At 62.2% G+C, this 26194-nt stretch carries 21 protein-coding genes; 13 read left to right on the forward strand and 8 right to left on the reverse strand.

Annotated features, from left to right (window positions below; all coding sequences use genetic code 11):
* Positions 1–193 precede the first annotated feature (193 nt).
* Positions 194–1657: an aminotransferase-like domain-containing protein gene (locus HV670_RS10650; RefSeq protein ID WP_175104749.1), complete on the forward strand. Its 1464-nt coding sequence runs from the start codon at positions 194–196 to the stop codon at positions 1655–1657.
* Here the strand turns inward: HV670_RS10650 and HV670_RS10655 are convergent.
* On the reverse strand, positions 1609–3573 hold the full coding sequence (locus HV670_RS10655) for a dipeptidyl-peptidase 5 (protein WP_175104750.1): 1965 nt from the start codon (positions 3571–3573) through the stop codon (positions 1609–1611). The two genes, HV670_RS10650 and HV670_RS10655, sit on opposite strands and share 49 nt — an antisense overlap.
* Entirely contained in the window at positions 3570–4559 is a 990-nt protein-coding gene (locus HV670_RS10660) for a GlxA family transcriptional regulator (RefSeq protein ID WP_175104751.1), read from the reverse strand. Before HV670_RS10660 ends, HV670_RS10655 begins: the two co-directional genes overlap by 4 nt.
* Positions 4560–4819: 260 nt before the next feature.
* Here HV670_RS10660 and HV670_RS10665 point away from each other — a divergent pair, with 260 nt between their 5' ends.
* The 6 genes from HV670_RS10665 to HV670_RS10690 all read left to right on the forward strand — a co-directional run bounded on the left by HV670_RS10665 (position 4820) and on the right by HV670_RS10690 (position 13235).
* The gene (locus HV670_RS10665) at positions 4820–5509 is read left to right on the forward strand and encodes an HD domain-containing protein (RefSeq protein WP_175104752.1); all 690 of its coding nucleotides are present in this window, start codon (positions 4820–4822) and stop codon (positions 5507–5509) included.
* 233 nt (positions 5510–5742) lie between these two features.
* Positions 5743–6183, forward strand: coding sequence for a CBS domain-containing protein (locus HV670_RS10670; protein WP_175104753.1), 441 nt, complete (start codon positions 5743–5745; stop codon positions 6181–6183).
* Positions 6180–6683 carry a DUF2127 domain-containing protein gene (locus HV670_RS10675; protein WP_175104754.1) on the forward strand — a complete coding sequence of 168 codons (504 nt, stop codon included), beginning with the start codon at positions 6180–6182 and terminating at the stop codon, positions 6681–6683. The genes HV670_RS10670 and HV670_RS10675 overlap by 4 nt, the downstream gene beginning before the upstream one ends.
* 285 nt (positions 6684–6968) lie before the next feature.
* Positions 6969–7964, forward strand: a complete 996-nt coding sequence (gene imuA / locus HV670_RS10680) for a translesion DNA synthesis-associated protein ImuA (RefSeq protein ID WP_175104755.1) — start codon at positions 6969–6971, stop codon at positions 7962–7964.
* Positions 7900–9903 carry a Y-family DNA polymerase gene (locus HV670_RS10685; RefSeq protein ID WP_175104756.1) on the forward strand — a complete coding sequence of 668 codons (2004 nt, stop codon included), beginning with the start codon at positions 7900–7902 and terminating at the stop codon, positions 9901–9903. The genes imuA and HV670_RS10685 overlap by 65 nt, the downstream gene beginning before the upstream one ends.
* Positions 9904–9935: 32 nt before the next feature.
* The gene (locus tag HV670_RS10690; RefSeq protein ID WP_217478403.1) at positions 9936–13235 is read left to right on the forward strand and encodes an error-prone DNA polymerase; all 3300 of its coding nucleotides are present in this window, start codon (positions 9936–9938) and stop codon (positions 13233–13235) included.
* A 107-nt stretch (positions 13236–13342) separates the two neighbouring features.
* Here the strand turns inward: HV670_RS10690 and HV670_RS10695 are convergent, their stop codons facing one another.
* Together HV670_RS10695 and HV670_RS10700 are read right to left on the reverse strand one after the other, a co-directional pair.
* The gene (locus HV670_RS10695; RefSeq protein ID WP_175104758.1) at positions 13343–14200 is read right to left on the reverse strand and encodes an HpcH/HpaI aldolase/citrate lyase family protein; all 858 of its coding nucleotides are present in this window, start codon (positions 14198–14200) and stop codon (positions 13343–13345) included.
* Between the two features lie 14 nt (positions 14201–14214).
* On the reverse strand, positions 14215–15393 hold the full coding sequence (locus HV670_RS10700; protein WP_175104759.1) for a CaiB/BaiF CoA transferase family protein: 1179 nt from the start codon (positions 15391–15393) through the stop codon (positions 14215–14217).
* 598 nt (positions 15394–15991) lie between these two features.
* On the opposite strand from HV670_RS10700, the gene HV670_RS10705 reads away from it, so the two are divergent.
* From HV670_RS10705 to HV670_RS10725, 5 genes are all read left to right on the forward strand, one after another.
* Positions 15992–16888 carry a LysR family transcriptional regulator gene (locus tag HV670_RS10705; RefSeq protein WP_175104760.1) on the forward strand — a complete coding sequence of 299 codons (897 nt, stop codon included), beginning with the start codon at positions 15992–15994 and terminating at the stop codon, positions 16886–16888.
* Between the two features lie 192 nt (positions 16889–17080).
* Positions 17081–17419 carry an EthD family reductase gene (locus HV670_RS10710; RefSeq protein WP_175104761.1) on the forward strand — a complete coding sequence of 113 codons (339 nt, stop codon included), beginning with the start codon at positions 17081–17083 and terminating at the stop codon, positions 17417–17419.
* Between the two features lie 223 nt (positions 17420–17642).
* Entirely contained in the window at positions 17643–18953 is a 1311-nt protein-coding gene (locus HV670_RS10715; protein WP_175104762.1) for an MFS transporter, read from the forward strand.
* Between the two features lie 20 nt (positions 18954–18973).
* Positions 18974–20377, forward strand: a complete 1404-nt coding sequence (locus tag HV670_RS10720; RefSeq protein ID WP_175104763.1) for an NAD-dependent succinate-semialdehyde dehydrogenase — start codon at positions 18974–18976, stop codon at positions 20375–20377.
* A 136-nt stretch (positions 20378–20513) separates the two neighbouring features.
* Positions 20514–21413: an NAD(P)-dependent oxidoreductase gene (locus HV670_RS10725; protein WP_281362386.1), complete on the forward strand. Its 900-nt coding sequence runs from the start codon at positions 20514–20516 to the stop codon at positions 21411–21413.
* A 238-nt stretch (positions 21414–21651) separates the two neighbouring features.
* On the opposite strand, the gene HV670_RS10730 is transcribed toward HV670_RS10725, so the two are convergent.
* From HV670_RS10730 to HV670_RS10745, 4 genes are all read right to left on the reverse strand, one after another.
* Positions 21652–22017: a type II toxin-antitoxin system VapC family toxin gene (locus HV670_RS10730; RefSeq protein ID WP_175104765.1), complete on the reverse strand. Its 366-nt coding sequence runs from the start codon at positions 22015–22017 to the stop codon at positions 21652–21654.
* Positions 22011–22229 (reverse strand): ribbon-helix-helix protein, CopG family, encoded by a 219-nt coding sequence (locus HV670_RS10735; protein WP_175104766.1) that lies wholly within the window; start codon positions 22227–22229, stop codon positions 22011–22013. Before HV670_RS10735 ends, HV670_RS10730 begins: the two co-directional genes overlap by 7 nt.
* A 128-nt stretch (positions 22230–22357) precedes the next feature.
* Positions 22358–23290, reverse strand: coding sequence for a dTDP-4-dehydrorhamnose reductase family protein (locus tag HV670_RS10740; protein WP_175104767.1), 933 nt, complete (start codon positions 23288–23290; stop codon positions 22358–22360).
* A 61-nt stretch (positions 23291–23351) separates the two neighbouring features.
* Positions 23352–23546, reverse strand: a complete 195-nt coding sequence (locus HV670_RS10745) for a heavy-metal-associated domain-containing protein (RefSeq protein ID WP_175104768.1) — start codon at positions 23544–23546, stop codon at positions 23352–23354.
* 239 nt (positions 23547–23785) lie between these two features.
* Here HV670_RS10745 and HV670_RS10750 point away from each other — a divergent pair, with 239 nt between their 5' ends.
* Positions 23786–26182, forward strand: a complete 2397-nt coding sequence (locus HV670_RS10750; RefSeq protein ID WP_246257206.1) for a heavy metal translocating P-type ATPase — start codon at positions 23786–23788, stop codon at positions 26180–26182.
* Positions 26183–26194 lie beyond the last annotated feature (12 nt).

Here is a 26194-nt window from a genome sequence, read left to right on the forward strand (position 1 = left end):
GCAGTTCGTATCGTTCGATCCGGCGTGCCTGTATGCGCAGTCCTAACTTTTGCCCTGGGTCAGATTTTTTTTCATTTGACCTAAGGCATGACTGGATTATTGGCTCTAAAAGCCTAAAATCCCATGAACAGTTCCGAACAGTTTGACTAGACTGTTCAGCCAATTTCACGAACAGTTCCGGTAAAGGTCGCTCATGAAACTCGAACTCGATGCAAGCCTGGGCATACCGCTGACTGACCAGATCGTCGGCGCGGTCAGGCAATGGCTCACGACGCGCGAGGCGAGGATCGGTACCAAGCTGCCGTCGATCCGCCAGTTGGCGGCCGACCATGGCATCAGCCGTTTCCCCGTGATCGAGGCGTACGACCGGCTCGTCTCGCTCGGCCTGATCGATTCGCGGCGCGGTTCGGGCTTCTACGTCGCCGAGCGGCGCTTCGCGCCACCCGAGCTGACCGTGGTCGATTCGCATCTGGTCGAGGACGTCGTGGGACCCGTCTGGAAGACGAATCACTTTGGCCCCGACATGCTCAGGCTCGGTGATGGCTTGACGCCCGAAGACTGGCGCGATACGGAAGGTCTTTCGTTTGCGATTCGCCAGCTGGCGCGGACGGACCCGAGCAGCCTGATCGACTACAGCACGCCGCTCGGCTATGCGCCGCTTCGCGAGCAGGTTGCGATGCGGCTCATGCCGCTCGGCATCCATGTCGATCCAGGCAACATCATGCTGACCAATGGCGCGAGCCAGGCGCTCGACCTCGTGATCCGCTACATGCTCAAGCCTGGCGATACGGTTTTCATCGAGGATCCGGCCTACTACAACCTGCTCGGCCTGCTGCGGATCTCGGGTGTGCAGGTCGTCGGCATTCCGCGCACGCGGCACGGGCTCGATATCGACGTGCTCGAGGCGAAGCTGCGCGAATACCGGCCCAAGGTGTTCTTCGTCAATACCGTGTTTCATAACCCGACCGGCACGACGATGTCGCCGCCCAATGCATTTCGCGTGTTGCAGCTGGCCCGGCAGCATGGGGTCACGCTCATCGAAGACGATGTCTTCGCCGATTTCCAGACGGAACCGACCGATCGCCTGGCGACGCTCGACCAGCTCGAAAGCGTGATCTATATCGGCGGCTTTTCGAAGACCTTGTCGGGTTCGCTGCGGGTCGGCTATCTGGTGGCCGGGCCGACCGCGATCCGCCATATGGCCGATATCAAGACGCTCACGAGCATTACCGCCTCGCGGTTTGCCGAATCGCTGGTGTCGTCGATGCTCGAGCGCGGCGCCTATCGCAAGTATCTCGAACGGCTGCGCCGGCATCTGGCCGAGAGTCTGTCGGGCACGCTCCAGCGGCTCGAGTCGTCGGGCTGGGAAGTATTCGGTCCGCCGGTCGGGGGGCAGTTCCTCTGGGCGAGGGTGCCCCGTATCGACGATTCACAGAAGCTGTCGAAGTTCGCCGAACGGTTCGGTATCGGCATCGCGCCGGGTCAGGCCTTCCACGCGGACCAGCGCGATACGCCCTGGCTGCGGATCAATATCGCCCACGCGGATGAACCGCGTGCGATCGAGTTTTTCCGCGAGGCCGCTTTGGCTGAAGAACTGATGAGTCCGTCTCAGAGATTGTCAATGACGACCGGCTCGATGACGTCGGCCGTTTCGTAGCCAAAGATCTTCCCGTAGAAATACAGCTCGGCCTCGAACGCGCGGCTGATATTCTCCGCGCGCCGGAAGCCGTGCTGTTCGTTCGGAAACAGCAGATACGCGACGGGCAAGCCTTTCGCGCGCACGGCCTGATACATGGCCTCAGCCTGGTTCGGCGGCACTGCCTTGTCTTCGGCGCCCTGGAACAGGATCATCGCGCTCGACAGCCGGTCCGTGAAGTTGACCGGCGAGCGGGCGTGATAAAGCGCCTGCTCGGCCGGATAGTCGCCGATCAGCCGGAACAGATAGCGTGATTCGAACTTGTGCGTGTCGCGTGCGAGCGCTTCGAGATCGCCGATGCCATAGTGACTGGCGCCCGCCTTGAAGAAGTCGCGAAAGGTCAGCGCGCAGAGCGTCGTGTAGCCGCCCGCGCTGCCGCCGCGGATCGCGACCTGGTCGGGATTCACGAGCCCGCGCTCGATGAGGTGGCGCGCCGCATGGATCGAGTCGTCGACGTCGACTACGCCCCACTGGCCGTTCAGGCGCTCGCGATAAGGCCGGCCGTAGCCGCTGCTGCCGCCGTAGTTCACATCGACGACCGCAAAGCCGCGGCTGGTCCAGTACTGGATCGACCATTTGAAGGCCGCATTGGTCGAACTGGTCGGGCCGCCATGACTGATCACGAGCAGGGGCGGCAAAGCGCCCGCGGGCCCCTTGAAATCGGCATTGACGGGCGCGTAGAACAGGGCGTGTGCGAAGGCGCCGCCTTCCGTCGGATAGCGGATGGCCTCGGCGATCGAGACATAGGCCGGGTCGGCCTGGGCCCGGCTTGCACGGCGCAGCACTCGATGTGTACGCGACTTCAGGTCGAAGGCAACGACCGCTTCGTCGGCCGTCGGTGAACTGCCGATGAAGACCGCCTGGTCGCCGTGCACATGCAGGTCGCGGATCGCCCGGAAAGGCGTCGCGATTTCGTCGAAGCTGCCTGTGTCGGCATCGAGTACGGCGAGATGTGTGTCACCTTCGAGTTCATATAGGCAGACGATGCGTCCCGCCGAGTCGAAGCCGTAGGTGCGCATGCCGAACACCCACTGGGGTCTGGCGAATTCGGCGTCCATCGGCCTGAGCGCATCGATCTTGCCGTTGCGCAGGCGGTAGGGGTTCCACCAGCCGCTGCGGTCCGATATGAAATGCAACTCGCCGGACGGCGACCATGCGGGCTGGAACAGCGACTCGCCGCGGCCGCCCGCGATCTTGCGCGGGGTGCCGGTCGAACCATCGGGCGCGATGTCGGCGAGCCAGAGTTCGGTGCCGTCCCATGGCATGTCCGGATGATCCCAGGTGAGCCATGCAAGCTGGCGTGCATCCGAGCTCAATGCAGGAGACGAGAAGAAATCGTGGCCGCTTGCGAGCGTGTGCGGGGCGCCGGTCGTGAGGTCGATGCTCACGAGGCTGTTGACCGGTTCATGGCCGGGCACGCTGTGATCCTCCATGACGGCAATCAGCCGGCGATGCGTGGTATCGACGAGGGCGTCCGCATATCGAACCTCCGCGATGCCCGTCAGCGCCTCGGGCGCTTCGGATTCCCTGATCCGGTAAATCCGTTGATCGTCGAAATGGCTGAAGAAGCTCTCGTGAACGCCGTGCGCGGACACGCCGCACGCAAACGCGCCGCCGCCATATTCATGGGCGAGTGTGCGCACGTTGTAGGGCGCGGGCGTGATGTCTTCGGTCCGGCCATCGGCGTCATGCCTGACCAGCACAGTGCGGCCCTTTTCCTGCGGCCGGCTTTCGGTCCAGAAGATACCGCCCGCGCCGATCGCGGGCTGTCCGAGCCGGATCGTCTCACCGACGATCAACTGCGTGGTGACAGGTGACTTCCAGCTTCCGAAAGGCGCGCTGACGGGGGAGTGGGCTGGCGATGTGGATGAGGTCATGGAAGGTTCAGGGTGTCCGGCTTATTCGGAATGTTCAAAAAACTCGCCCGGTATTCGGTTGGCGTAACGCTCAGGCGGCGGCTGAACACGATGCGCATGCGATCCGCGGTGGCGAAACCGCTTTCATAGGCGACCGCCTTGAGCACCTTGTCCGTGCTTTCGAGTAGGTTGCGCGCCGTATCGACCCGCGCACGCTCGACGAATTCATGCGGCGTGACATGGGCCAATTGTACGAAGACACGTGCGAAGTTGCGCGCGCTCATGCCCGCGACCGCGGCAAGCTGCGCGACCGAGAACCTTTCGCGGATATGTTCCATGACATGGGCCTGCACCTTCGCGACCGGCGACGTCTCGTCGGCCGGCACGCTCAGGTAGGGGCTGAACTGCGACTGCCCACCGCGCCGCTGCGCGAACACCACGAGACGCTTGGCCACCGCGAGCGCGATCGCGGGCCCATGGTCCTCGGCGACGAGCGCGAGCGAGAGATCGATGCCCGCCGTCACACCGGCCGACGTCACGAGCGCGCCATCGCGGATATAGATCCTGTCGAGCTCGACCTGTGCCTGCGGAAAGCGGCTCGCGAGGCGCGGCGCATCCTGCCAATGGGTGGTCACTTTACGTCCGTCGAGCAGGCCCGCATGACCGAGTGCGAACGCGCCCGTGCAGATCGAACCATAACGCTCGCAGCGTGATGCCACCTCGATGAGCCAGCGGTTCAGCCGCGGTTCGGCCTCGCCGGCCGGCAGGACAGGACCGCCCGCGACCAATGCGGTGTGAAACGCTTCCGCGGGTTCGTCGAATGTCCGGTCGGCCAGCATCTGCATGCCGTTCGATGCGCGCAGCGCATCGCGGCTGGCTCCCAGCAGCGTGATCTCATAGCCGGCATCCGCACTGACGAACGCATTGGCCTCGGCGAACACATCGACCGGACCGGCCACATCGAGTGCCTGAACACCCGGGAAGATCGCAATCGCAACTGAGCGCATTCAGTTCTGTCCTTGTTTTCTGGTTCATTTTGCCCGCGTGCTTTTCTGCACACTTTCCTGTTCGTTTCCCGAAACGTTTACTGAAACGTCCCATGGCAGCCCACGCCGTGCGATTGGCAGGGTTAGCCTGTGCCGCGGCATTGTCCCGACGGGCGTTCGGCACGACACTCACTGCACGCTTCAACGATGACGAAACAGCATACACGGCCGCGACCTGTGCGAAGCCGTTGACCCATTCCATCTTCTATCTGGAGAACCTCATGAGCACGACCATCGCCGGCATCCGCATTCCCGACAGCCAGCTCGCCCGCGCCGCAACTGAACTGGTGCGCGACAACGAATCCGATCTTTTATACAACCATTCGCGGCGCGTGTTCCTGTTCGGCGCGCTGGCCGGCGAGCGCAAGCAGCTCAAATTCGATCCCGAACTGCTTTACATGGGTGCGATGTTCCACGATATGGGGCTCGTCGATGCTTATAGCAGCAAGACCCATCGCTTCGAAGTCGACGGTGCGAACGCGGCCCGCGATTTTCTCCAGCAACACGGCGTCAACGAATACGATATCGAGCAGGTCTGGACCTCGATCGCCCTGCACACGACCCCCGGCGTGCCCGAACATATGAAGCCGGTCGTCGCGCTGGTGACCGCGGGCGTCGAGATGGACGTCCTGGGCATCGCCTACGACGAATTCCCTGAAGAAAAACGCATCCAGGTGGTCGCGGCCCATCCGCGCGAACGCGACTTCAAGAACGGCATCATCAACGCCTTCGCGCACGGCACGATCAAGAAACCCGAGTCGACCTTCGGCAATGTGAAGGCCGACGTACTTGCCCTCCGGGATCCCTCCTACAAGCGCCTGAACTTCTGCACGATGATCCTGGGTTCGGCGTGGGACGACGGCGCGGCGCCTGGGCATGTCCACCACGCGGCTTGTGGTCACGACGCATAGTGCTCGTACGAGTGCCGGGCTTCGAGAACGAAAACGAGGACTCGGCCTGGACGCACCACCGGCATGGCGGTTCGTGCTGCGGTGCCGCAAAAGCGGCCGGTACCCGCCGGCCGTTGCAAGAAAATTGCGTTCGCGCGCCTGCATCGCGACTCCTATACTGAGGCTCAGGGGAGCACACATCGCCGCTGTGCCGCGCTTTCGAGCGGCGCAGTACGACGCCAAGGAGGGCCTCCATGACACAAGTTGCGCAGGTACTCAACGCGAAACCTGACCACTATGTCTTTACGATTGCCGAGTCCGCGTCGGTCTACGACGCGATCAAGCTGATGGCGGAAAAAGGGATCGGGGCGCTGATCGTCATGCGTCACGACGAGGTTGTCGGCATCGTCACCGAGCGTGACTATGCGCGCAAGATCGTGCTGAAGGACCGGTCGTCGAAGACCACGCAGGTCAGCGAGATCATGAGCCGAGGCGTACGCTACGTGCAGCGCGAGCAGACTTCGCAGGACTGCATGGCAATCATGACCGAACATCGTCTGCGGCACTTGCCCGTGATCGAGAAGGGCCGGCTGATCGGTATGATCTCGATCGGCGATCTGGTCAAGGACATCATCTCCGAGCAGGAGTTCACGATCCAGCAACTCGAGCACTACATTACCGGCGCGAGGAGTTGAACAGGGCCGGCAAGCGTCACCCCAGCCACCGCCACGCCCTCCATGCGATCGCGATCTACGAAGGGATCAAGGGTGTGGCTGCGCTCGCCGCGAGCATCGGTCTCATGGAGTTGCTGCATCACGACTTGCGGCGTATCACTTCGGAACTGATCGGACATTTCGGCCTCGATCCCGTGCGCCACTATCCGGCGCTTCTGCTCCACTACATCGATCTGCTCAACAACACGAATATTCGTTCGCTCGTGCTGCTCGCGCTTGCCTATGCGGTCCTGCGGCTTGCCGAAGCTTATGGTCTGTGGCGCGAGCGGGCGTGGGGCGAATGGCTCGGTGCGGCATCGGGCGGCCTCTATCTGCCATTGGAGATCTACCATTTGTCGCACCGGCTGACCTGGCCCGGCGCGATCGTATTCCTTGCGAACCTGTCGATGGTCGCATTCCTGCTGATGCGCTTGTGGCGACGGCGCAGCGAAGCGGTGCCGTTCGTGAGCGGGTCTGTATAGGGCTCTAAAGAGGGCACTGCACACCCATGAACGGGCAGCGGTCTTCTTCGCACTGACGCAGATCAAATCCCTAACGCAGACGCGGCTCAAATTCGTGACGCGTGTGGCTCAAACAGCGTCGCCGCTGCACCCCGGCAGGATACTTTTTACCGAGCCGCGATTCTTATTTCATTCTCTCGTTTTCTTGAAAAATACTGTATAAATACACAGTATCAAGCAAAGCGGTCCGTTGTCTGCCTCCGGGCAGGCCGGACCCTTTGCCGTCTTTGAAAACGGGAAAGGTCCATGTCTGTTCAATCTGCGGCGGTTCATGCGGGGCCCGGATTGTCTTCTTCCGAATGGCAGGGGGCCGGTTCGCCCGCTCACCTGTCTGCCGGAATGTCGGGTGACTTGCTGTCTGGCGAGTCGGCCGGCTTGCCGGGTAGTCTGTCCGCGAAATCATCGTCTGCCGGTTCGCCGGCGCTCGCCTTGCCTGCTCATCTTGCCCGCCAGGTCTGGCGCGGCAATGAACTGGGCCATGCGGCCCGGGGTAGCGTACCGAGCGGCCATGCGGTGCTCGATGCGCATCTGCCCGATGGCGGCTGGCCGCGCGCGGCGCTCACGGAACTGCTCAGTGCACGTCCCGGTGCGGGCGAAATGCGCCTGCTTGCCCCTGCGCTGGCGAGGTTGACCGCGCATCCGCTCGCGCCGCGCCATGCACTGCTGATCGCGCCGCCGTTTCTGCCCTATGCGCCGGCCCTGGCCGCGGCCGGCATCGCGCTCGACAAACTGGTGTGGATCGATGCCCAGGGCAACGACGCCTTATGGGCCGCCGAGCAGGCCTTGCAGCACGACGGGGTCGGCGCGGTGCTGATCTGGCTGCCGCGCGTCCAGGCCGCCGCGTTGCGGCGCCTGCAAGTGCTGGCCCAGGACGGCAGCGCACTGGCGTTTCTGATGCGCCCGGCCAGCGTGGCCGCGCAATCTTCTCCCGCGCCCTTGCGCTTGCGCTGCGAGCCCGCCGATGTGCCGGGCGCATGGCTGCGGACCTTGCGTGAAGTGTCGAATCCGCCGGCCGAAAGAGATGTGGGCGTGCGTACCGCCGCCGCGGACGGGCTCGAACGCGCAGGCTTGCGCGTGGAGATCGTCAAGCGGCGCGGGCCGGCGCTGGCTGCGCCTTTATGGGTGCGATTGCCGGTGCGGGTTGCACCGTTTGTTCCTGATGTCGTGGAGAACGATCATGGTGTGGATCGCGGTGACGCTGCCGATGCTGCCACTCGAAGCCGTACGGCCACCGTCGCCTGAGAGGGAGCCTGCGCAGATGGGGGTTTCGGCGGCCTCGATGACTTCGACGGCCTCGATGACTTCGACGGCTGCGGCGACTTCGACGGCTTCGACGGCTTCGACGGCTTTGGCGACTTCGACGGCTTTGACGGCTTTGACGGCTTTGGCGCCACCCTATGCGCTGGTGGCCCACGCGCGGATCGTGCTGGTCGACCCGCGCGCGCAGGCGCTCGGCGTGCGGGTCGGCTTTGCACGCTCGCATGCCCTGGCACTCGCTCCGCAGCTCGAGTGCCTGCTGCCGGAGCCTGAACGCGAGAGCCGGGCTTTCGAGGCGGTCGCGCTGGCCCTGTGTGCGTTCACACCGCAGATCGTATTGGCCGATTCGCATACGCTGCTGCTCGACGTCACCGGGAGCCTGCGCTTGTTCGGCGGTTTGCGTGCGCTGCTGCGTCAGATCGGCGTGACGCTCGACGGCACGGGCCACCATGCGGTGCTGGGCTGTGCCCCCACGCCGTGGGCGGCCTGGCTGTTCGCGCGCGCCGCGGCGGTCTGGGATGGGCGCCGCCGGCGCGTGGTTCGGGCCACGCGGCTTGCCGCGGCCCTCGATGCCTTGCCGGCGACCTTGCTGCCTGCCGCGGCGCTCCATGGCGAGGGCCTCGCGCAGATCGGTTGCGAGACCCTGGGCTCGGTACGCCGCCTGCCGCGCGCGGGCCTGGCCCGTCGTTTCGGGGTGGGCTTGCTGAGCACGCTCGCACAGACTTATGGCGAGGCACCGGACCCGCGCGACTATTTCATGCCGCCGCCGGTGTTCGAGGCGAAGCTCGAACTGATGGCGCGCGTCGAGCAGGCCGAGGCCTTGCTGTTCGCGGTCCGCCGTCTCCTGTTGCAACTGGTGGGCTGGCTCACGGCCCGGCATGCGGGGGTGAGCCAGTTCACGCTGACGCTCGTGCATGAAACCGCACGCCATGGTGATCCGCGCTCATCGGCATTGACCGTATCGTGGTCGACACCGGCCCGTGCGCTCGATCACCTGCTGCTGATGAGCCGCGAGAAACTGCTCCGGACCGAACTGATCGCGCCCGTGATCGAAGTGCATCTGAGCGCCGATCAGGTGAGCGAGTATGCGGCGCCGACCGAGACACTGTTTCCGCTCGCGGCCGGTCCCGATGGCGAACGTGAGGCGATGGTCCGGCTGGTCGAGCGGCTGGTCGCCCGGCTCGGCGTGGACAAGGTCCGTGAAGTCGCCGCGCGCGCCGATCACCGGCCCGAGGCCGTGGTCTCGACTGCGCCGTATCAGTTCGGCAAACGTGCCGCCGGCCTGGCAGCGCAGCGAGCCTCCAAAGCCAGACAGGAGGCATCGGCAAATCGGGCATCGGCATCGGCATCAACATCGGCATCGGCATCGGCATCGGCATCGGCATCGGCATCGGCATCGGCATCGACATCGACATCGACATCGAAGCAAAGAGCATTGATCGCTCAAGCCCCGGCATCGAGACAGGACACAGAGTCCCCTCAGGCTCTGGCATCCAGGCAAAAGGCGGCGACCCGGCAGGCTTCGGCAATGAGACTGGGAACGGAGTCGAAGCAGGCGCTGGCCGCGAGACAAGCGACCGCTTCGTCTTCATCGTCGTCCGTCAGGAAGCGTCTGAACGGTCGCCTCGATGGACCCGGCAACCTGGTGCCGTCGCTTGCGCCGGTCGCTCCGCGACCGGTCTGGCTGATGCCCGTGCCGCTCAGGCTGACCGCACGCCATGGCCTGCCGTATTACCGGAGCACGCTGCAGATCGTCTCCGGCCCCGAGTGCATCGAAGCGGGCTGGTGGGATGGACAGGGCGCGACGCGCGACTACTTCATCGCGAGCGGTGACGATGCGGCGCTCTACTGGGTCTATCGCGAACGATCGTCCGCCGACGAGCAGCCCGCGGGTGCATGGTTCCTGCATGGCCTGTTCGGCTGAAGCTCCGGCAAGCCATCCGATCGAGACCTGCCATGCAATATGCCGAACTCCACTGTCTGTCGAACTTCTCGTTCCTGCGCGGCGCTTCGCATCCGGCCGAACTGGTCGAGCGTGCGGCGCAGCTCGGTTACACCGCGCTTGCGCTGACCGACGAATGCTCATTGGCGGGTGTCGTGCGTGCGCATGTCGCCGCGCTTGAACATCCGATCAAGCTGCTGATCGGCAGCGAGCTGCGCATCGTCAATGCCGTGGGCGAGCACTGGTGCACACTGGTCGCCCTCGCGGTCAACCGGGAAGGATATGGCAACCTGTCCGAATTGATCACCTGCGCCCGGTGTCGGACCGAGAAGGGGCGCTACTGGCTCGAGCGCGGCGACTTCGAGGCGCCGGCCGGCGAATGGGCGCATCTCGCCGGCCTGCCGGACTGCCTGTTGATACTCGTGCCGTCTCCCGACGACAGCGCGGCCGACGTGCTCGAGCGTGCCCGCTGGCTTGCGAACTGGGCCGCGGGCCGTGCCTGGATTGCTTTCGAGGCATCGCGAGGCGGCGACGATGCAATGCGCCTGCAGACCCTGCGGACCCTCTCGACCCTGACCGGCCTGCCGCTCGTCGCCGTGGGCGGTGCGCTCATGCATGTGCGTTCGCGCAAGCGGCTGCAGGACACGCTGACGGCGATCCGCCTGAACACACCGCTATCCGAATGCGGTTTCGCGCTCGAGGCGAATGGCGAACGCCATCTGCGACCGCTGGAACGGCTCGTCGAACTGTATCCGCCCGACCTGCTCGCGGCCACGCAGGCGATTGCTTCGCGCTGCCATTTCTCGCTCGACGAGCTGAAATATGAATATCCCGAAGAGTTGGTGCCGCCGGGCAAGACCCCGGCGCAGCATCTGCGTGAACTCGTGATGGAGGGCAGTAAAGTCCGCTGGCCCGATGGCCTCACCCCCGATCGTACGAGACAGATCGAGCGCGAACTCGAATTGGTCGCCGACCTCAAGTACGAGCCTTATTTCCTGACGGTCCATGACATCGTTGCGTATGCGCGCAGCCAAAAGATCCTCTGCCAGGGACGCGGCTCGGCGGCCAATTCGGTGATCTGTTACTGCCTCGGGATCACGGAGATCGATCCGGTCAGCATGTCGATGCTGGTTGAGCGGTTTATCTCGCGCGCGCGCAAGGAACCTCCCGATATCGATGTCGATTTCGAACATCAGCGGCGTGAGGAGGTGATTCAGTATATCTACGGAAAATATGGCCGCCATCGCGCCGCGATCGCAGCCTCGCTCGCCAGCTACCGGACGCGCAGCGCGCTGCGCGATGTGGGCAAGGCGCTCGGCCTCGATGCCCAGCTCATCGAACGCATCGCGCAGACCCATCAGTGGTGGGACGGTAAGGCCGCGATGCCCGACCGGCTCGCCGAGGCGGGCTTCGATCCGGGCTCGCCGATCACGCGTCATCTCGCCGAACTGGCGGGTACCTTGCGCGGTTTTCCACGCCATCTTTCGCAGCATGTCGGTGGTTTTGTGATCGCGCGCGACAAGCTCTCGCGGCTCGTGCCGATCGAGAATGCCGCAATGGACGAACGCAGCGTGATCCAGTGGGACAAGGACGATATCGATGCACTCGGCCTCTTGAAAATGGATGTGCTCGCACTCGGCATGCTCTCGGCGATCCGCCGTTCGCTCGAGTTCGTCGCACAGCGGCGCGGCCTGCCCGAATTCCGCCAGCAGGATATCCAGCCGGAGGATATCGAGGTCTACGAGATGTGTTCGCATGCCGATACGATCGGGGTATTCCAGATCGAATCGCGTGCGCAGCAGAGCATGCTGCCGCGCCTGCGACCGCAGCGGTATTACGATCTCGTCGTCGAAGTCGCGATCGTGCGGCCCGGGCCGATCCAGGGCGGCATGGTGCATCCGTACCTGCGCCGGAGGCAGGGGCTCGAAGCCATTGAATATCCGAAGGAAGAAGTGAAACCGGCGCTCGAACGCACATTGGGCGTGCCGGTCTTCCAGGAGCAGGTGATGCAGCTGGCGATGTACGCGGCCGGCTTCTCCGCCGACAAGGCCGATGCGCTGCGCCGTGCCATGGCGGCATGGAAGCGCAAGGGGCATCTCGATAAATATCAGGACGATCTGAAGAACGGCATGCTTGCAAAAGGCTATGAAGAAGCCTTCGCCGACCGGATCTGCAAGCAGATCGAGGGCTTCGGAGACTACGGTTTTCCCGAGAGCCATGCGGCGAGCTTTGCATTGCTCTGCTATCACAGTGCATGGCTCAAGCGTCATGAGCCCGCGGCATTTCTCGCCGCGCTTCTCAATAGCCAGCCGCTCGGTTTTTATTCTCCTTCACAACTCGTGCAGGATGCCCGCCGGCATGGCGTGACGGTATTGCCGCCCGATGTCGTGGTCAGCGATTGGGAGGCGGGGTTCGAGCATATCGTGTCCGCGGAGGAGACGGCGCGCAGGCAGGCTGTATCCGAGCAGGCATGGATTCATGGGCCGCATCCCGATCCGTATTACGTCAGGCCCCGGCCTACGCCGTTCGAGCTGCCGTTCGAGGACGTGCTCCCCAAACGCAGTGCGCGCCGCTACTGGCAACTGGCCCGGAGCTTCGGCGCCGATGGACCGGCCGTGCGTCTCGGCTTCAATCTGGTCAAGGGGTTCTCGCAGGGCGCGGCCGAACGGATCATGGCGGCCCGGCAACGCGCGCCGTTCGAGAACGTCGACGATCTCGCGCGGCGCGCGGCCTTGTCGCGGCTCGAGCTCGAGGCGCTCGCCGCGGCCGACGCGCTGAAATCGCTCGCCGGTCATCGCCGGCAGGCGTGGTGGGCCGTTACTGCGCAGCAGGGCACGACACGCTTGCTGCGCGATGCGCCGATCGAAGAGGCACCTTTGTTCCTGCCTCATGCGCATGAGGGCCGCGAGATCGTCGACGACTACGCGAGCATCGGATTGACGCTGAACCGCCATCCCGTCTCGCTGCTGCGCGAGCGTCTCACGAATCTGCGCTTCAAGACCGCGCGGGAACTATTGACCTATCCGCATGGCCGGCTTGCGCGCGCGTGCGGGATCGTGACGGTCAGGCAACGGCCGGAGACTGCGAGCGGAACGATTTTTGTCTCGCTTGAAGACGAGACCGGCTCGATCAATGTGATCGTCTGGCCGAGCCTGATCGAACGCCAGCGCAAGGAGCTGCTCAATGCACAACTGCTCGGCGTATTCGGCACCTGGCAGCGCGAAGGGGAGGTGATGAACCTGGTCGCGCAGCGTCTCGTCGATCACACGCCCTTGCTCGGCCGCCTCGCGACCCGGAGCCGCGATTTTCATTGAGGGGTGGGCACGTCAGCAGGATCTATTTCGTTGAACAAGTGCGCGGCAATCCTTTCCTTCAGGGAGAGGAAGGATAGAGCGAAGGGCAGAGCCTTCCTTATTAGCGCTCAGTGCGGCGGTTGTCTTGTGCGTAGTGCTTTGGCACGAGCTAGTATGCGCTCTGCTCGCAGTATCACGGGTGCATCGACCATCGCACCGTCTACCGTAGTCGCCGCTCCAGCACTTGAAGCTGCGGCCAAGACTACCCGTTCCGCCCAGGACACTTCGTGATCGGCTAGCTCGAATGCACGGCTTACCGCCGCCACCTGTCTCGGATGAATGCATAGCTTTCCGGTAAATCCGAAACTCCGTGCCCTCGCGGCATCACTCTGTATGCGTTCGAAATCCTCTATCGTTGTACAGACTCCGTCTACCGGCCCAGCAATTCCCGCTCGCGCCGACGCGAGTACAAGCATCGAACGCGCCGCGTCCAAGGGGCCGCGGTCATCGGTAACGCCCAGATCCAGCATCAAGTCTACCGATCCGAGTACCAGCCGCGCCAGCCCCGGCGCGGAGGCGATGGCTGGAGCCTCCAGCACGCCAGTCGCGGTTTCGATGAGCGCGAGGGTTCGGGTGGTCGGCAAGCCCGCGCTGACTGCAATCAGTTCCTCAGGCGATTCGACTTTTGGAACCATGACCAGCGCCGGCCTCAAGCGCAGGCACAAACCAAGATCTTCCTCAAACGCTTCAGCGCGCACACAGTTGATCCGGATACACAGCGCGGCGCCGCGCCGCGCCGCAAGTTCCGAGAGTGGAGGCCAGGCCTCTGCGATAGCGGAACGGGCGATTGCCTTCCTCGCCGGCGCGACCGCATCCTCAATGTCAACGATGACGACGTCGACTCCAGCCTCTACAGCCTTCACGAACCGCTCAGGGCGATCACCCGGAACAAACAGATAGGTAACGGCACTGTCCACAAGATTCATGTTTTGAAGTCTGGTTAAATGCCGCCGGTTGCGCGGAGACTTTCTACCCGTGAGGTATCGAATCCCAGTTCCACGAGAATGCTGTCTGTGTGCTGGCCGACTGCCGGGATTGGATCCATGCGAATCTCAAACGGATCGCCGCCGGGCGGAAGCAATGCGGGGATCTTGCCGACCGGCGAGCCAACGGTTCGCCAGCGCTTGCGGGCTTTGAGCTGAGGGTGTTCCCATACACTATGCATGTCGTTCACCCGCCCGTTGGCTATATCGGCCACGTCAAGCCTGGTAACCAGTTCATCACTATTCATGCTTCCGAAGACTGTTTCGATGATGCTCCGCAGTTCCTCTCGATTCCTGCTTCTTGAGGCATTCGAAGCAAAGCGTTCGTCGGTCGCTAGTGCTGGAGCATCGAGAACAATCTGGCAGAACTTCACCCATTCCCGCTCGTTTTGCAGCCCCAGGATCACAGTCTTTCCGTCGTTCGCCTTGAACGGGCCGTATGGGTAAATAGTGGCATGCGATGCCCCAGCCCGCGGCGGTGGCGACGCGCCATTGAAAGCGTAGTACATGGGAAAACTCATCCATTCCGTCATCGCTTCGAGCATGGAGACGTCGAGCCGCGTTCCCCGTCCCGTCCTTCCTCGCTCGATAATCGCGGCGAGAATGCCCGAATAGGCATACATCCCGGCGGCGATATCAGCGATTGAACACCCCGCCTTGACCATGTCATCTTTCAGCCCCGTGACCGAAAGGAAGCCGGCCTCCGCCTGAACGAGAAGGTCATAAGCCTTCTTTTCCGTGTACGGTCCGTTTGAGCCGTACCCCGAGATATCGCAAACGATCAGTCGTGGATAGCGCTCCTTGAGCGACTCATAGTCCAGATTGATCCTTGCGGTTGCGCCGGGGGCGAGATTCTGGACCAGGACATCCGCTTTCTCCAACAGTGCGTGCAGCACCTCTTGAGCGAATTCGTGTTTGGTATTGAGCGTGAGGCTTTCCTTGGAGCGATTTGTCCACGCAAAATGCGAAGACATGCCTTTCACCCGATCATCGTAAGCACGGGCAAAATCGCCAACTTCCGGCCGCTCGATCTTGATCACGCGCGCTCCGAGATCTGCGAGTTGACGCGTGGCGAAAGGAGCGGCGATAGCTTGTTCCAAGGAGACAATGGTGATGCCGGTGAGCGGACCTGTCATTTCCAGCCTTCTAATGGTTTCGAGGTAAGCATTAACTTGAGGGCAGGCTGATTCGGCTTGCCTGTCCACGCCAACCACCCGGCGCAAGCTGACAAAATCGCTTGCACCGCCTGAAGGTCTCGATGCTGGCGGTCGGTATCGGTCGGTATCGCGGTTCCGTGTCGACGGTCTGCGTCAGCACTCTGTGAAGCGTCGGAGACGGTTCGCGGGATGCCCTGGAAGACGGGCAACTGCATTGCCCTTCGTTTCTTGGAGTCATTCTAAGGACGACGTCCAGACAGCGGTATCAGAACTTCGGCAACCCGCCTTCGAGAAGTTCGAAGACTGGCGCATTGATATCGTGGGTGTGGTGTTTGGGTGTCGCTGGGGGAGCCTTTTGACTTTGGGTTGGAGCAATGCCGGTCCAGCCCGTTAAGATTGACTCGAGCAATCGGCGACGCGAGGCGAGAGCACGCGGTGCAGTATTGGCAAACAGAAGCCTTTGTCGTGCTTACCGCGTGAGGGTGCTACGATACCGCGCTCCGTTGCTCCGACGAAGGCTTGCGAATCCCTAGCGCGGCAGGACTCTTTTCGGATCAACCCGCCACAGGATTCGACATTGCTCCCAGATATCAATTCTCTCGCTCTGTTTCTCCGGACCGTCGAATGCGGCAGCCTCTCGAAGGCGGCGGAACTCTCCCATATCGCGTTGTCGGCGGCGAGCCGCCGGATTGCGCTTCTGGAGGGCGAGTTCAACGTCAAGCTTTTGACACGAACATCGCGAGGCGTCGCACCCACGCCGGCTGGGGAGGCATTGGCCTTTCATGCGAGGCAGATGCTCCGCGGAGCTGACCGCCTGAAAACGGACATGTCCGACTATGCCAAGGGTCTCCGAGGTGTCGTCCGTCTGTTTGCGAGTACCTCTGCTCTTACGCAATACATTCCAAAGGCTCTCGCCTCGTTCTCGTTGCATAGTCCGGACATCAAGATCGAAGTCCAGGAGCGACTGAGTAGCGAGATTATCGGAGGCCTCAGAGACCGCATGGCAGATGTCGGCGTCGCATTCCCGGGCGCCAGCACGCCTGAGGGTGTCCGATGCTACCCCTACAAGGTCGACCAGCTCGTGGCCGTATTGCCACGCGCCCTGCGCATAAGCGGCAAGACCGTTCGACTAGCGGACCTCCTGGATCAGGATCTGGTGGTACTCGAGAGCAATACCGCGATGCTGAAGCTGCTTGAACAAGCCGCGACGGCCGAGGGTAAGCCGCTTCGGATCAGGGTTCAGGTGAAGAGCTTTGAGGCGATATGCATGATGATTGACGCGGGACTTGGCGTCGGAATACTTCCGAAAGTCGCGGCACAGGCGTTTAGTCACGAACTGCGCCTCCGGCTCGTTCCTCTTGCCGACCCGTGGGCAGTCCGCCAGATGTTCGTATGCGTCCGGGACGAGGAGCTTCCGGCCTCCGTGCAACGCCTTCTCGACCATCTTCTCGACGAGTCGCACGAAGATCAATAGCGGTGAGCAAGCCGCACCACCCGTACTCACTGCTCCTTCAGATGGCTCACCCTCCGGCGAGGTGCCAAGCGATGGTTTCTAATATTGCGAAGGCGCCTTGAATTCTTTGCAACTTCGCACCGATCGATCAGCCGTAGAATCGATTCACGGTTTGATTCGCAAGCCGATAGTGATGAGATTGACGGAGATTACATGTCCAAGACGTTCGCGAAGCGCATCGGGTTCCTCCAGAAGCGGAAGGACCTGTCACCTGAACAGTTCGCCGCCCACTGGCGCGGCGTGCACGCTGTGTTGTGCCAACGCATTCCGGGTTTGAGGCGTTACGCGATCAACATCATCGATCGTGAGGCCAATCCGACGGTACCGTACGATGGCTTCTCCGAACTGTGGTTCGACAGCAAAGAGGCGCACGATGCCGCCTTCTCCGGTCCCGAAGGTGTGGAGCTTCTGGCGGACATCCCTAACTTCGTTGACAAACTCACCGGTGTGATGGTCGTTGAAGAGCGCTTCATCTGGCCGAACGGAGACTAACCCTCTCGTCGACGGAGCGGCTGCTTTTCATCGGCCGATGCTTGTCCGGCCACGATGCAACCGATGGGAACTGCGTTGCTTGTCAAACGACGGCCCGCGCTAACGGATTTGAGCAGCTCGCTCCTTCTTCGCCTGTAGTGACTATTGCCTGAATGAAAAATATGCGCATGCGACGAACATGCACAGGCTGAAACACAGCCATACTCGACGGAGTGAGACATAGATGAGCACCGTATCCGGACAACGCCTGGCCGACTCACGTAAGGATTCGGAGGCGCGAACATACTCCAGGGTGGCGTGGCGGATCGTTCCGCTATTGTTCTTGTGCTACGTGGTCTCATACCTTGACCGGGTCAATGTCGGTTTCGCCAAGCTACAGATGCTCAACGATCTGCGCTTCAGCGAGAGCGTCTACGGTCTCGGTGCAGGCATTTTCTTCCTGGGCTATTTCTTCTTTGAAATTCCAAGCAATCTGATCATGTATCGGGTTGGCGCGCGTAAGTGGATCGCGCGAATCATGATTACCTGGGGTGTCGTTTCGGCGGCCATGATGTTCGTCACGACCCCGACAATGTTTTATGTCATGCGCTTGCTTCTGGGCGTCGCCGAGGCGGGATTTTTCCCCGGCATGATTCTCTATCTGACTTACTGGTTCCCAGCCGAACGCCGTGGCGGTATGACTGCGCTTTTTATGACCGGGATCCCGCTTTCGGGTGTGATCGGCGGCCCGGTCTCGGGCTGGATTCTTCAATCAGTATCGGGGGCACTTGGCTTGGCGGGCTGGCAATGGCTCTTCGTTCTCGAGGGGATCCCGTCGATCATCGTTGGTCTGCTTGTCCTGGCATTGCTTGACGACCGGATTGCTGACGCCAGATGGTTGGCGCCGGAGGAGAAGGCCATGCTGCAGGAGCGTATCGACAACGACGAAGCGGAGAAAGGGCACGCATCTGCGCTGCAGGCCTTTGGAAGTGCCAAGGTCTGGCTGCTTGCATTGATCTACTTTTGCCTGATCATGGGGCTCTATGGTGTGAGCTTCTGGTTGCCGACGATCATCAAGGGCTTGGGCGTCAAAGACACGACGAGTGTGGGTTTCCTCTACGCGATACCTTACGTGCTGGCCACCATTGCGATGATTTTGGTCGGGCGCAGCGCCGATGCATACAAAGAGAGGAGATGGCATATCGCCGTGCCGTGCGTTCTCGGAGCGGCCGGTTTGATCGCAAGCGTCACGTTCGGTACGTCGCCTGTGCTGGCCGTCGCAGCGCTGTCTTTGGGAACGGTTGGCATTTTGTCGGCAATCCCGCTGTTCTGGAGTTGCCCAACGGCCTTCCTCGGCGGGGCCGCAGCGGCGGGAGGGATCGCGCTGATCAACTCGGTTGGCAATCTGGCAGGCTTCGCGAGTCCCTATATGGTCGGATTGATCAAGGATTGGACACACAGCACCGATGTGGGCATGTACGTCCTCGCCGGGTGTTTGATGATCGCTGCGGTTCTCGTCGTGGCAGGTCTGCCTGCTCGACTTGTGAACAAGTAACTTGAAGGACTTTTTGCAAAATGGTTTCTGCCGAACTCTCGAATTCGCTGTCGCACGACGCGGCAATCTCAGTCAACCCGGCCAGCGGGGAGACCATTGAGCGCTATCCGTACCAAAGCCCTGCAGAACTGCACAGGGCGCTCGACGCGGCGGTAAATGGCTTCCGACAATGGGCCGCTACGCCTGTGCTGACCCGCATGAATCTATTCTCGAATTTCGCGCGATTGCTTCGTCGGGACATCGATGAGTTGGGTCGGATGGCTGCGAACGAAATGGGCAAGCCGATCACGCAGGCCCGCGCCGAAGTGGAGAAGTGTGCGGTCTTGTGCGACTGGTATGCCGAGAATGGCGCGGAAATTCTTCGCGACGAGGCGACGAAGATTGGCGAGCAGGCGTACGTGTCATTCCTGCCGATCGGTCCTATCCTTGCTGTCATGCCGTGGAATTTCCCCTTCTGGCAGGTCGTCCGGGGCGCGATTCCGATTCTGGTGGGCGGCAATGCCTACGTGCTCAAGCACGCACCGAACGTGATGGGCTGCGCGTATCTGCTGCAACGTCTGTTTGCGGAAGTTGGCCTGCCTGAAGGCGCATTTTCGGTCGTGAACATCACCAACGATCTGGTTTCGACAGCCATCTCGGACCCCCGAATTGCGGCGGTCACGGTGACCGGGAGCGTACGCGCCGGCTCTGCCATTGCTTCACAGGCTGGCGCGGCTCTTAAGAAATCCGTTCTGGAACTGGGTGGTTCAGATCCGTTTATCGTGCTGGCCGATGCTGACCTTGACCGTGCTGTCCAGGCGGCCACCGTCGGGCGCTTCCAGAACACCGGGCAAATCTGCATCGCTGCTAAACGGATCATCCTTGAAGCGCCCATCGCTGAGGCCTTTACGGAACGGTTTGTGAGCGCCGTTGCTCAACTCAAAATGGGCAGTCCGCTGGACGAAAGCACCTATCTCGGGCCGATGGCTCGCTTTGATCTGCGCGACGAACTCGACAGGCAGGTTCGGGACAGTGTGGAGCAGGGCGCGCGCGTACTCGTCGGCGGTAGCAAAGTCGAGGGACGTGGCAACTTCTACGCACCGACGATTCTCGCGGATGTTAAGCCAGGCATGACGGTTTTTGACCAGGAGACTTTTGGCCCAGTGGCATCACTGATTGTGAGCCGGGATGCAGATCACGCCATCGCCATGGCGAACGACAGCGAGTTCGGATTGAGCGGAGCGCTCTGGACGGAAGACAAGAGCAGGGCGAAGGAACTTGCGCGCCGGATTGAAACCGGTGGCATGTTTATCAACGGCTTCTCAGCATCAGATCCGCGTGTGCCGATCGGAGGCGTGAAAAAGAGCGGCTATGGCCGCGAGCTCTCCTATTTCGGAGTAGTTGAATTCATGAACGCCCAGACCGTTTGGTTTGATCGAAGCTAAAACGTCCAAGCGGGCGGTTTTCTTGACTCAGGGTCCACGGTGACCTTCGCTGTCTTAAGAGTTGGCTTGAATTTTTGTGACTCGGGGGTAATACGCGGGCAAGAGCAGGGGGGTGTTTGTAGCGTAGGGCAAAGACATAACGTTTAGCGAGGCGGAGATGAAGAAAGTTGGCATGGTTGGAATCGGTCTGATGGGTCACGGCATCGCGAGCAATATCGTGAAGCACGGACATTCGATGATACTTTTCGAGCACCCTGGAAACCAGCCACTCGATGGTCTGCGCGAAGCGGGTGCGACGACCACGCCCAGTCTGAAGGAACTCGCCGCCGCGGCAGACATCATCATCTTGTGTGTAACTGGCACACCTGAGGTAGAAGACGTCCTGTTTCGGAAGGAAGGGTTGCTGGAAGGTGTTAAGCCGGGAACGATCATCATCGATTGTTCGACCGCGATCCCTTCATCGACGCAACGCATTGCCGTCGAGGTTGAGAAGATCGGAGTGAGGTTTATCGATGCCCCGATGACACGCACACCGAAGGAAGCGGCAGAAGGTCGACTTAACCTGACCGTGGGCGGAGATCGCGAAGTCTTTGAGACGGTGAAGCCACTTCTTCAGTGCTACGCGGAAAACATCGTCTTTGCTGGTCCTGTCGGATCGGGCCATCAGCTAAAGCTGATTCACAATTTTGTGTCGCTTGGCTTTTCAGCCGTCCTCGCAGAAGCGGCTGCTTGTGCGGAGCGCGCCGATATCTCATCGGACGTTTTCCTCGAGGTTGTTGGGAAAGGCGGTGGTAACAGCGTAGTACTGGACCGGTTCCGTCCTTTCCTCGAGACACGTGACCGTACAGGCTTCCGCTTCTACATCAGCAACGCGCTTAAGGACATGACCTACTACACAACCATGGCACGCGAGTCGGGCGCCATGCATGACAATGCCGAAAGCGTTCGCCACACTTACGAGCTGGCAAGCAAGGCGGCTGATCCTAAAGCGACAGTTCCGGATCTGGTTGAAATTCTGGTTAAAGGCCAGTCATAACCTTGAGGCGACGATGGTACGTCTGATACGAGGGGCACTTGCGGGCCATTTCAAATCAATCACCAACAGAATCCAGCCGACATGTGCATCGCTGTCGATCTTCGATCCGCGCAGCAGGCAACGCACAACGCAATCTTTCGCGGCCAGGAACTCATGGAATGAGCCAACGGAGCACGTTTGCCGGGATGGTCCGAGACCGAAGCCGGGAGAGGCAATCCCTGACCGTGCAAAGAGCCCGCTAGATTTTGTACGGCACACGGACACCCGGGTCGTCCGCGGGAAAATCCTTTGTATTGCGTGAAACCAACAGCAGGGAATTCACCTGCGCCGATGCCCAAACAATGGCGTCAGGCAGGCGAATCCGCTTCTGCTTGCGAATTTCGACAGCGCGATTCGCAATGGCACTGTCCAGTGCAATGATGTCAAATGAGCCAAGCCATGCGCGAATCGAGGCCTCGTCTTCTGCCGTTGCGCCAACCAGGACTTCCATCCAGGTGATCGTGCTGATCGCCCGATACCCATAGCGCGCCAGTTCCTTCTTTGCAGCACCGGCACCGCTGAGATAGTCGATCAGAATGTTCGTGTCGAAGAGCGCCTTTACCATTCCGAGCGCAGTTCCTGCTGGTATTCGAGGCCATCTACTTTCTTCGCCTTCCACAGCCCGAAAACGTCGGCCCCAAGCGCTCGCTTGTGTTGGGCGATATACGCCTCGATCGCGTCGCGAATGACAGCGGCGCGGGGACGTTGCTCCGCCTCCACCAATACCGCCAACGCTTCGACTTGTGCGTCCGGTAAGTCAACCAGAATCCGACTCATTGCTGCCTCCCTTTCATGATATACATATCGTATATCAATCAATGCTTACCCGACAAGCAGTTTCCCCGACTTGGTCACCTTACTCATTGGAAGCTCATGCTCATCAAAACCGAGCGCAAGCGGCCAGATCACCCGGTTTGCACCACAGCCCAATTGCCGAGCACGAGATCCAGCCCTTGCTTGAACGGCGTGCGCTTTCCGATGCCGAGTGCTTCGAGCGAGCTGCTGTCCAGATGGCAGTCGAAGGGCCGCGGTGTCGCGTCGGTGGGTGTCGATTGCGCGACGATCAATGAGGGATCGAGATCGAGTCGTTCAGCCAGATTCAGCGCGATCGCATATTTGGTCATCGGCTCATCGCCGGACCAGTGATGGGTGCCGTCGACCGGCCGGCCGGCCGCGTCACGTTCGAGGATCTGCCGGATCACCACGGCGATGTCGAGCGTGAAGGTCGGATAGCGGATTGCCCAGTTGTCGATGACAGCAGGATGTTGCGCACTCGCGCGCTGCAGGGCCGGGATGAAACTCGTCACAGCCGATTCGCCCAGGGCCTCGAGCGGCCCATACAGCAGGGGCAGGCGCAGCACGCAGCCGTCGCGGGTCACCGACCAGAGCGCCTCTTCGCCGTCGAGCTTGCTCTGACCATATGCATTCAGGGGATGCGGCGCGGCATCGGGCAGATAAGGGGCATCCCGGCCGTCGAACACATAGTCCGTCGAGATCGCAAGCACCCGGCATTCATGACGTCGTGCCGCGCGCGCGACTGCCTCGACGGCTGTCACGTTCAGGGCCCGCGCACGGGCCGGCTCATGTTCGCAGATATCGGGCCGTCTCTCCGCGGCGGCGAGCACGACAGTCCGCGGCCGGTGCGTGTCGAAAAAGCGTTCGAGCGCCGGTGTATCGGTAAGGTCGAGCCGGTGCAGCCCTTCGCCCGCACGGCTCATCGCCGTGCTAACCACCTCGAAACCGGCGCTTGCGGCAAGTTCCGCCGCGATGGCGCGTCCCAGCAGGCCGGACGCGCCGAGCACGGCGACGCGCCATGGCGCGCGTTCGCCGTCATTCATGCCTGCGTTGCCACTGCCAGGGTGGTTTCTGCCTGCATCGCCCACGTTCGCGTTCTCCACATCAGGCCACGACGGTATAGCCCGCATCCTCGATCGCGGCCGCCAGGGCCTCGCGCGGGATATTCGATTCGACGCAGACCCGTCCGCCAGCGAGTTCGACCTTGACCGATGCTTTCTGGTCCACGTCCTGGACGGCCTGGGTGACTGCCGCCACGCAATGCTGGCAGCTCATGCCTTCAACTTTCAATTCGACCATTGCTGCTCCTTCATGACAAACCATAGGAAACCACCGAAAGGTATCGTAGACCTTCCCACAATGGCAACCTCAAGCACAATTTGATCGGCTTACATACAGTTAGGGGCGGTTGCGCGTTCCGCATGCCCAGATTCTTATCCTTTTGTCCTTGCGCCAGCTTTCTATCGCCTCGCCTTGACCTTCCCATAATGGGAACGTGTACGATCCTTTCCAGATACTGAGAATTGAGCGTAACCGGCATGAGCAGCGAAACCCTGGCACCCCTCCCGACCCATGTACCCGTCGGGCACGAAACCGTTGACCTCGTGGTCGGCGGCATGACGTGCGCGTCCTGCGTGGCGCGCGTCGAACGCGTGCTGAAGAAAACGCCGGGGGTCAGCGCCGCGAGCGTCAATCTCGCGACCGAACGCGCGCGGGTTGAAACCCGACCGGGTGTGCCGGTCGACACGCTGCTGGCCGCGATCGGCCGGGCGGGCTATGAGGCGCGTGTCGATACCCCGGCCCAGGCCGCATCGAATGCCGGCGAGGCCGCCGACGACGAGCGCCGCGATGGCGCGAAGGTCCTGCTTGCCGCGATCCTGTCGGCGCCGCTCGCAATGCCGATGCTCGGCGCATTGTTCGATATCCATGCCATGTGGCCAGCATGGTTCCAGTGGCTGCTTGCGACACCCGTGCAATTCTGGCTCGGCGCGCGCTTCTATCGCGCGGGCTGGGGTGCGCTGCGCGCGGGCTCGGGCAATATGGACCTGCTCGTCGCGCTCGGCACCTCGGCGGCGTATGGCCTGAGCGTGGTCGAATGGTGGCGCGCCGGGGCAGACGCGATGCCGGACCTGTACTTCGAGGCTTCGGCGATCGTGATCACCCTGGTGCTGTTCGGCAAATGGCTCGAACGCCGGGCGAAGCGGCAGACCACCTCGGCGATTCGTGCCTTGCAGGAGCTGCGGCCCTCGCATGCGAAGCTCGTGCGCGACGGCGAGACCGTCGATGTGTCGCTTGCCGAGGTGCGGGTGGGCGATCTCGCGATCGTGCTGCCCGGCCAACGCATCCCGGTCGACGGCAGCGTCGAGGCCGGCGGTGGCCAGGTCGACGAATCGATGCTGACCGGCGAGAGCGTACCGGTCGACAAGGTGCTCGGCGATCGTGTGACGGGTGGCTCGATCAATGGTGAAGGTCTGCTGCGCATACGCGTCGAGGCCATCGGTGCGCAGACGGCGCTCGAACGCATCATCCGCCTTGTGGAAGACGCCCAGACCGCCAAGGCGCCGATCCAGCGGCTCGTCGATCGTGTCGCCGCGGTCTTTGTGCCGGTCGTGATCGTGATCGCCTTGCTGACGCTGGCCGGCGGGGTTCTCGCGGGCATTGGCTGGCCGGCTGCGATCATCCGCGCGGTGACCGTGCTCGTGATCGCCTGTCCGTGCGCGCTCGGGCTCGCAACGCCGGTCGCGATCATGGCCGGCACGGGTGCGGCGGCGCGTTTCGGCATCTTGATCAAGGATGCCGAGGCGCTCGAACTCGCGCACCGCGTGAACTGGGTCGGCTTTGACAAGACGGGCACGCTGACGGCAGGGCGTCCGCGCGTGGTCGCGCTGGCCGCGCTCGGCGGCATATCGAAGACCGCGCTGCTCGATCTTGCTGTGGCGGTTCAGCGCGGCAGCAATCATCCGCTCGCGCGCGCCGTACTCGATGCGGCAGAGGAGATGCCGCGATCCGTTGGCCCCGACGTGGTCGATGAGGTGTTCCTGACAGAGAACGTCAAGATGTCCTGGCCAGATGATTCGGACGTTTTGGCTACCCGCACGAGTCCGGCCGTGGAAAACGTCTCGCAGGCACTGGCCGCCGATGCGCCGCGCGAGCTTGCCGCAACCGGTGTTCATGCCTTGCCGGGGAGGGGCGTCGCCGCGGTCGTCGACGGCCGCTCCCTCGTGTTCGGCAATCGTCATGCTTTGCAGGATGCGCGGATTCCGGTCGATGCCGCCAGTCTCGAACAGGCCGGCGCGCACCAGAAGGCGGGCCGCACGATATCGTGGCTTGGCGAATCCGGTCCCACGCCACGCGTGCTGGGCTGGTTCGCATTTGCCGATACGATCCGGCCGAGCGCCGCGCCGGCCATCGAGCGGCTGCATCGGCTCGCGATCCGGTGTGCAATGCTGACCGGCGACAACGCGAGTGCCGCGGCAAAGATCGCCGACGCGCTCGGCATCGATCACGTCGAAGCCGAACTCCTGCCTGGACACAAGGCGGCCCGTGTCGTCGAGGCACGCGCGGGCGGCGCCGTCACCGCCATGGTCGGCGATGGCATCAACGACGCGCCGGCCCTGGCTGCGGCCGACGTCGGCATCGCCTTGGCGAGCGGAACGGATGTCGCGATGCATGCGGCAGGGATCACGCTGATGCGCGGCGACCTCTCGCGCGTCGCCGATGCCTTCGATATTTCGCGGCGGACCTACCGGAAGATCCAGCAGAACCTGTTCTGGGCTTTCGTCTACAACATCGTCGGCATTCCGCTGGCGATCTTTGGTCTGCTGACACCCGTGCTGGCCGGCGCGGCGATGGCCGCGAGCAGTGTTTGCGTCGTGGCGAATGCCTTGTGGCTTCGGCGCTGGCGGCCGGCGCCGGATAATGACCTGATGAGCTGATGCAGGGTGAGC

It is taken from the genome of Pararobbsia alpina, assembly GCF_902859895.1.
Taxonomy (GTDB): Bacteria; Pseudomonadota; Gammaproteobacteria; order Burkholderiales; family Burkholderiaceae; genus Pararobbsia; species Pararobbsia alpina.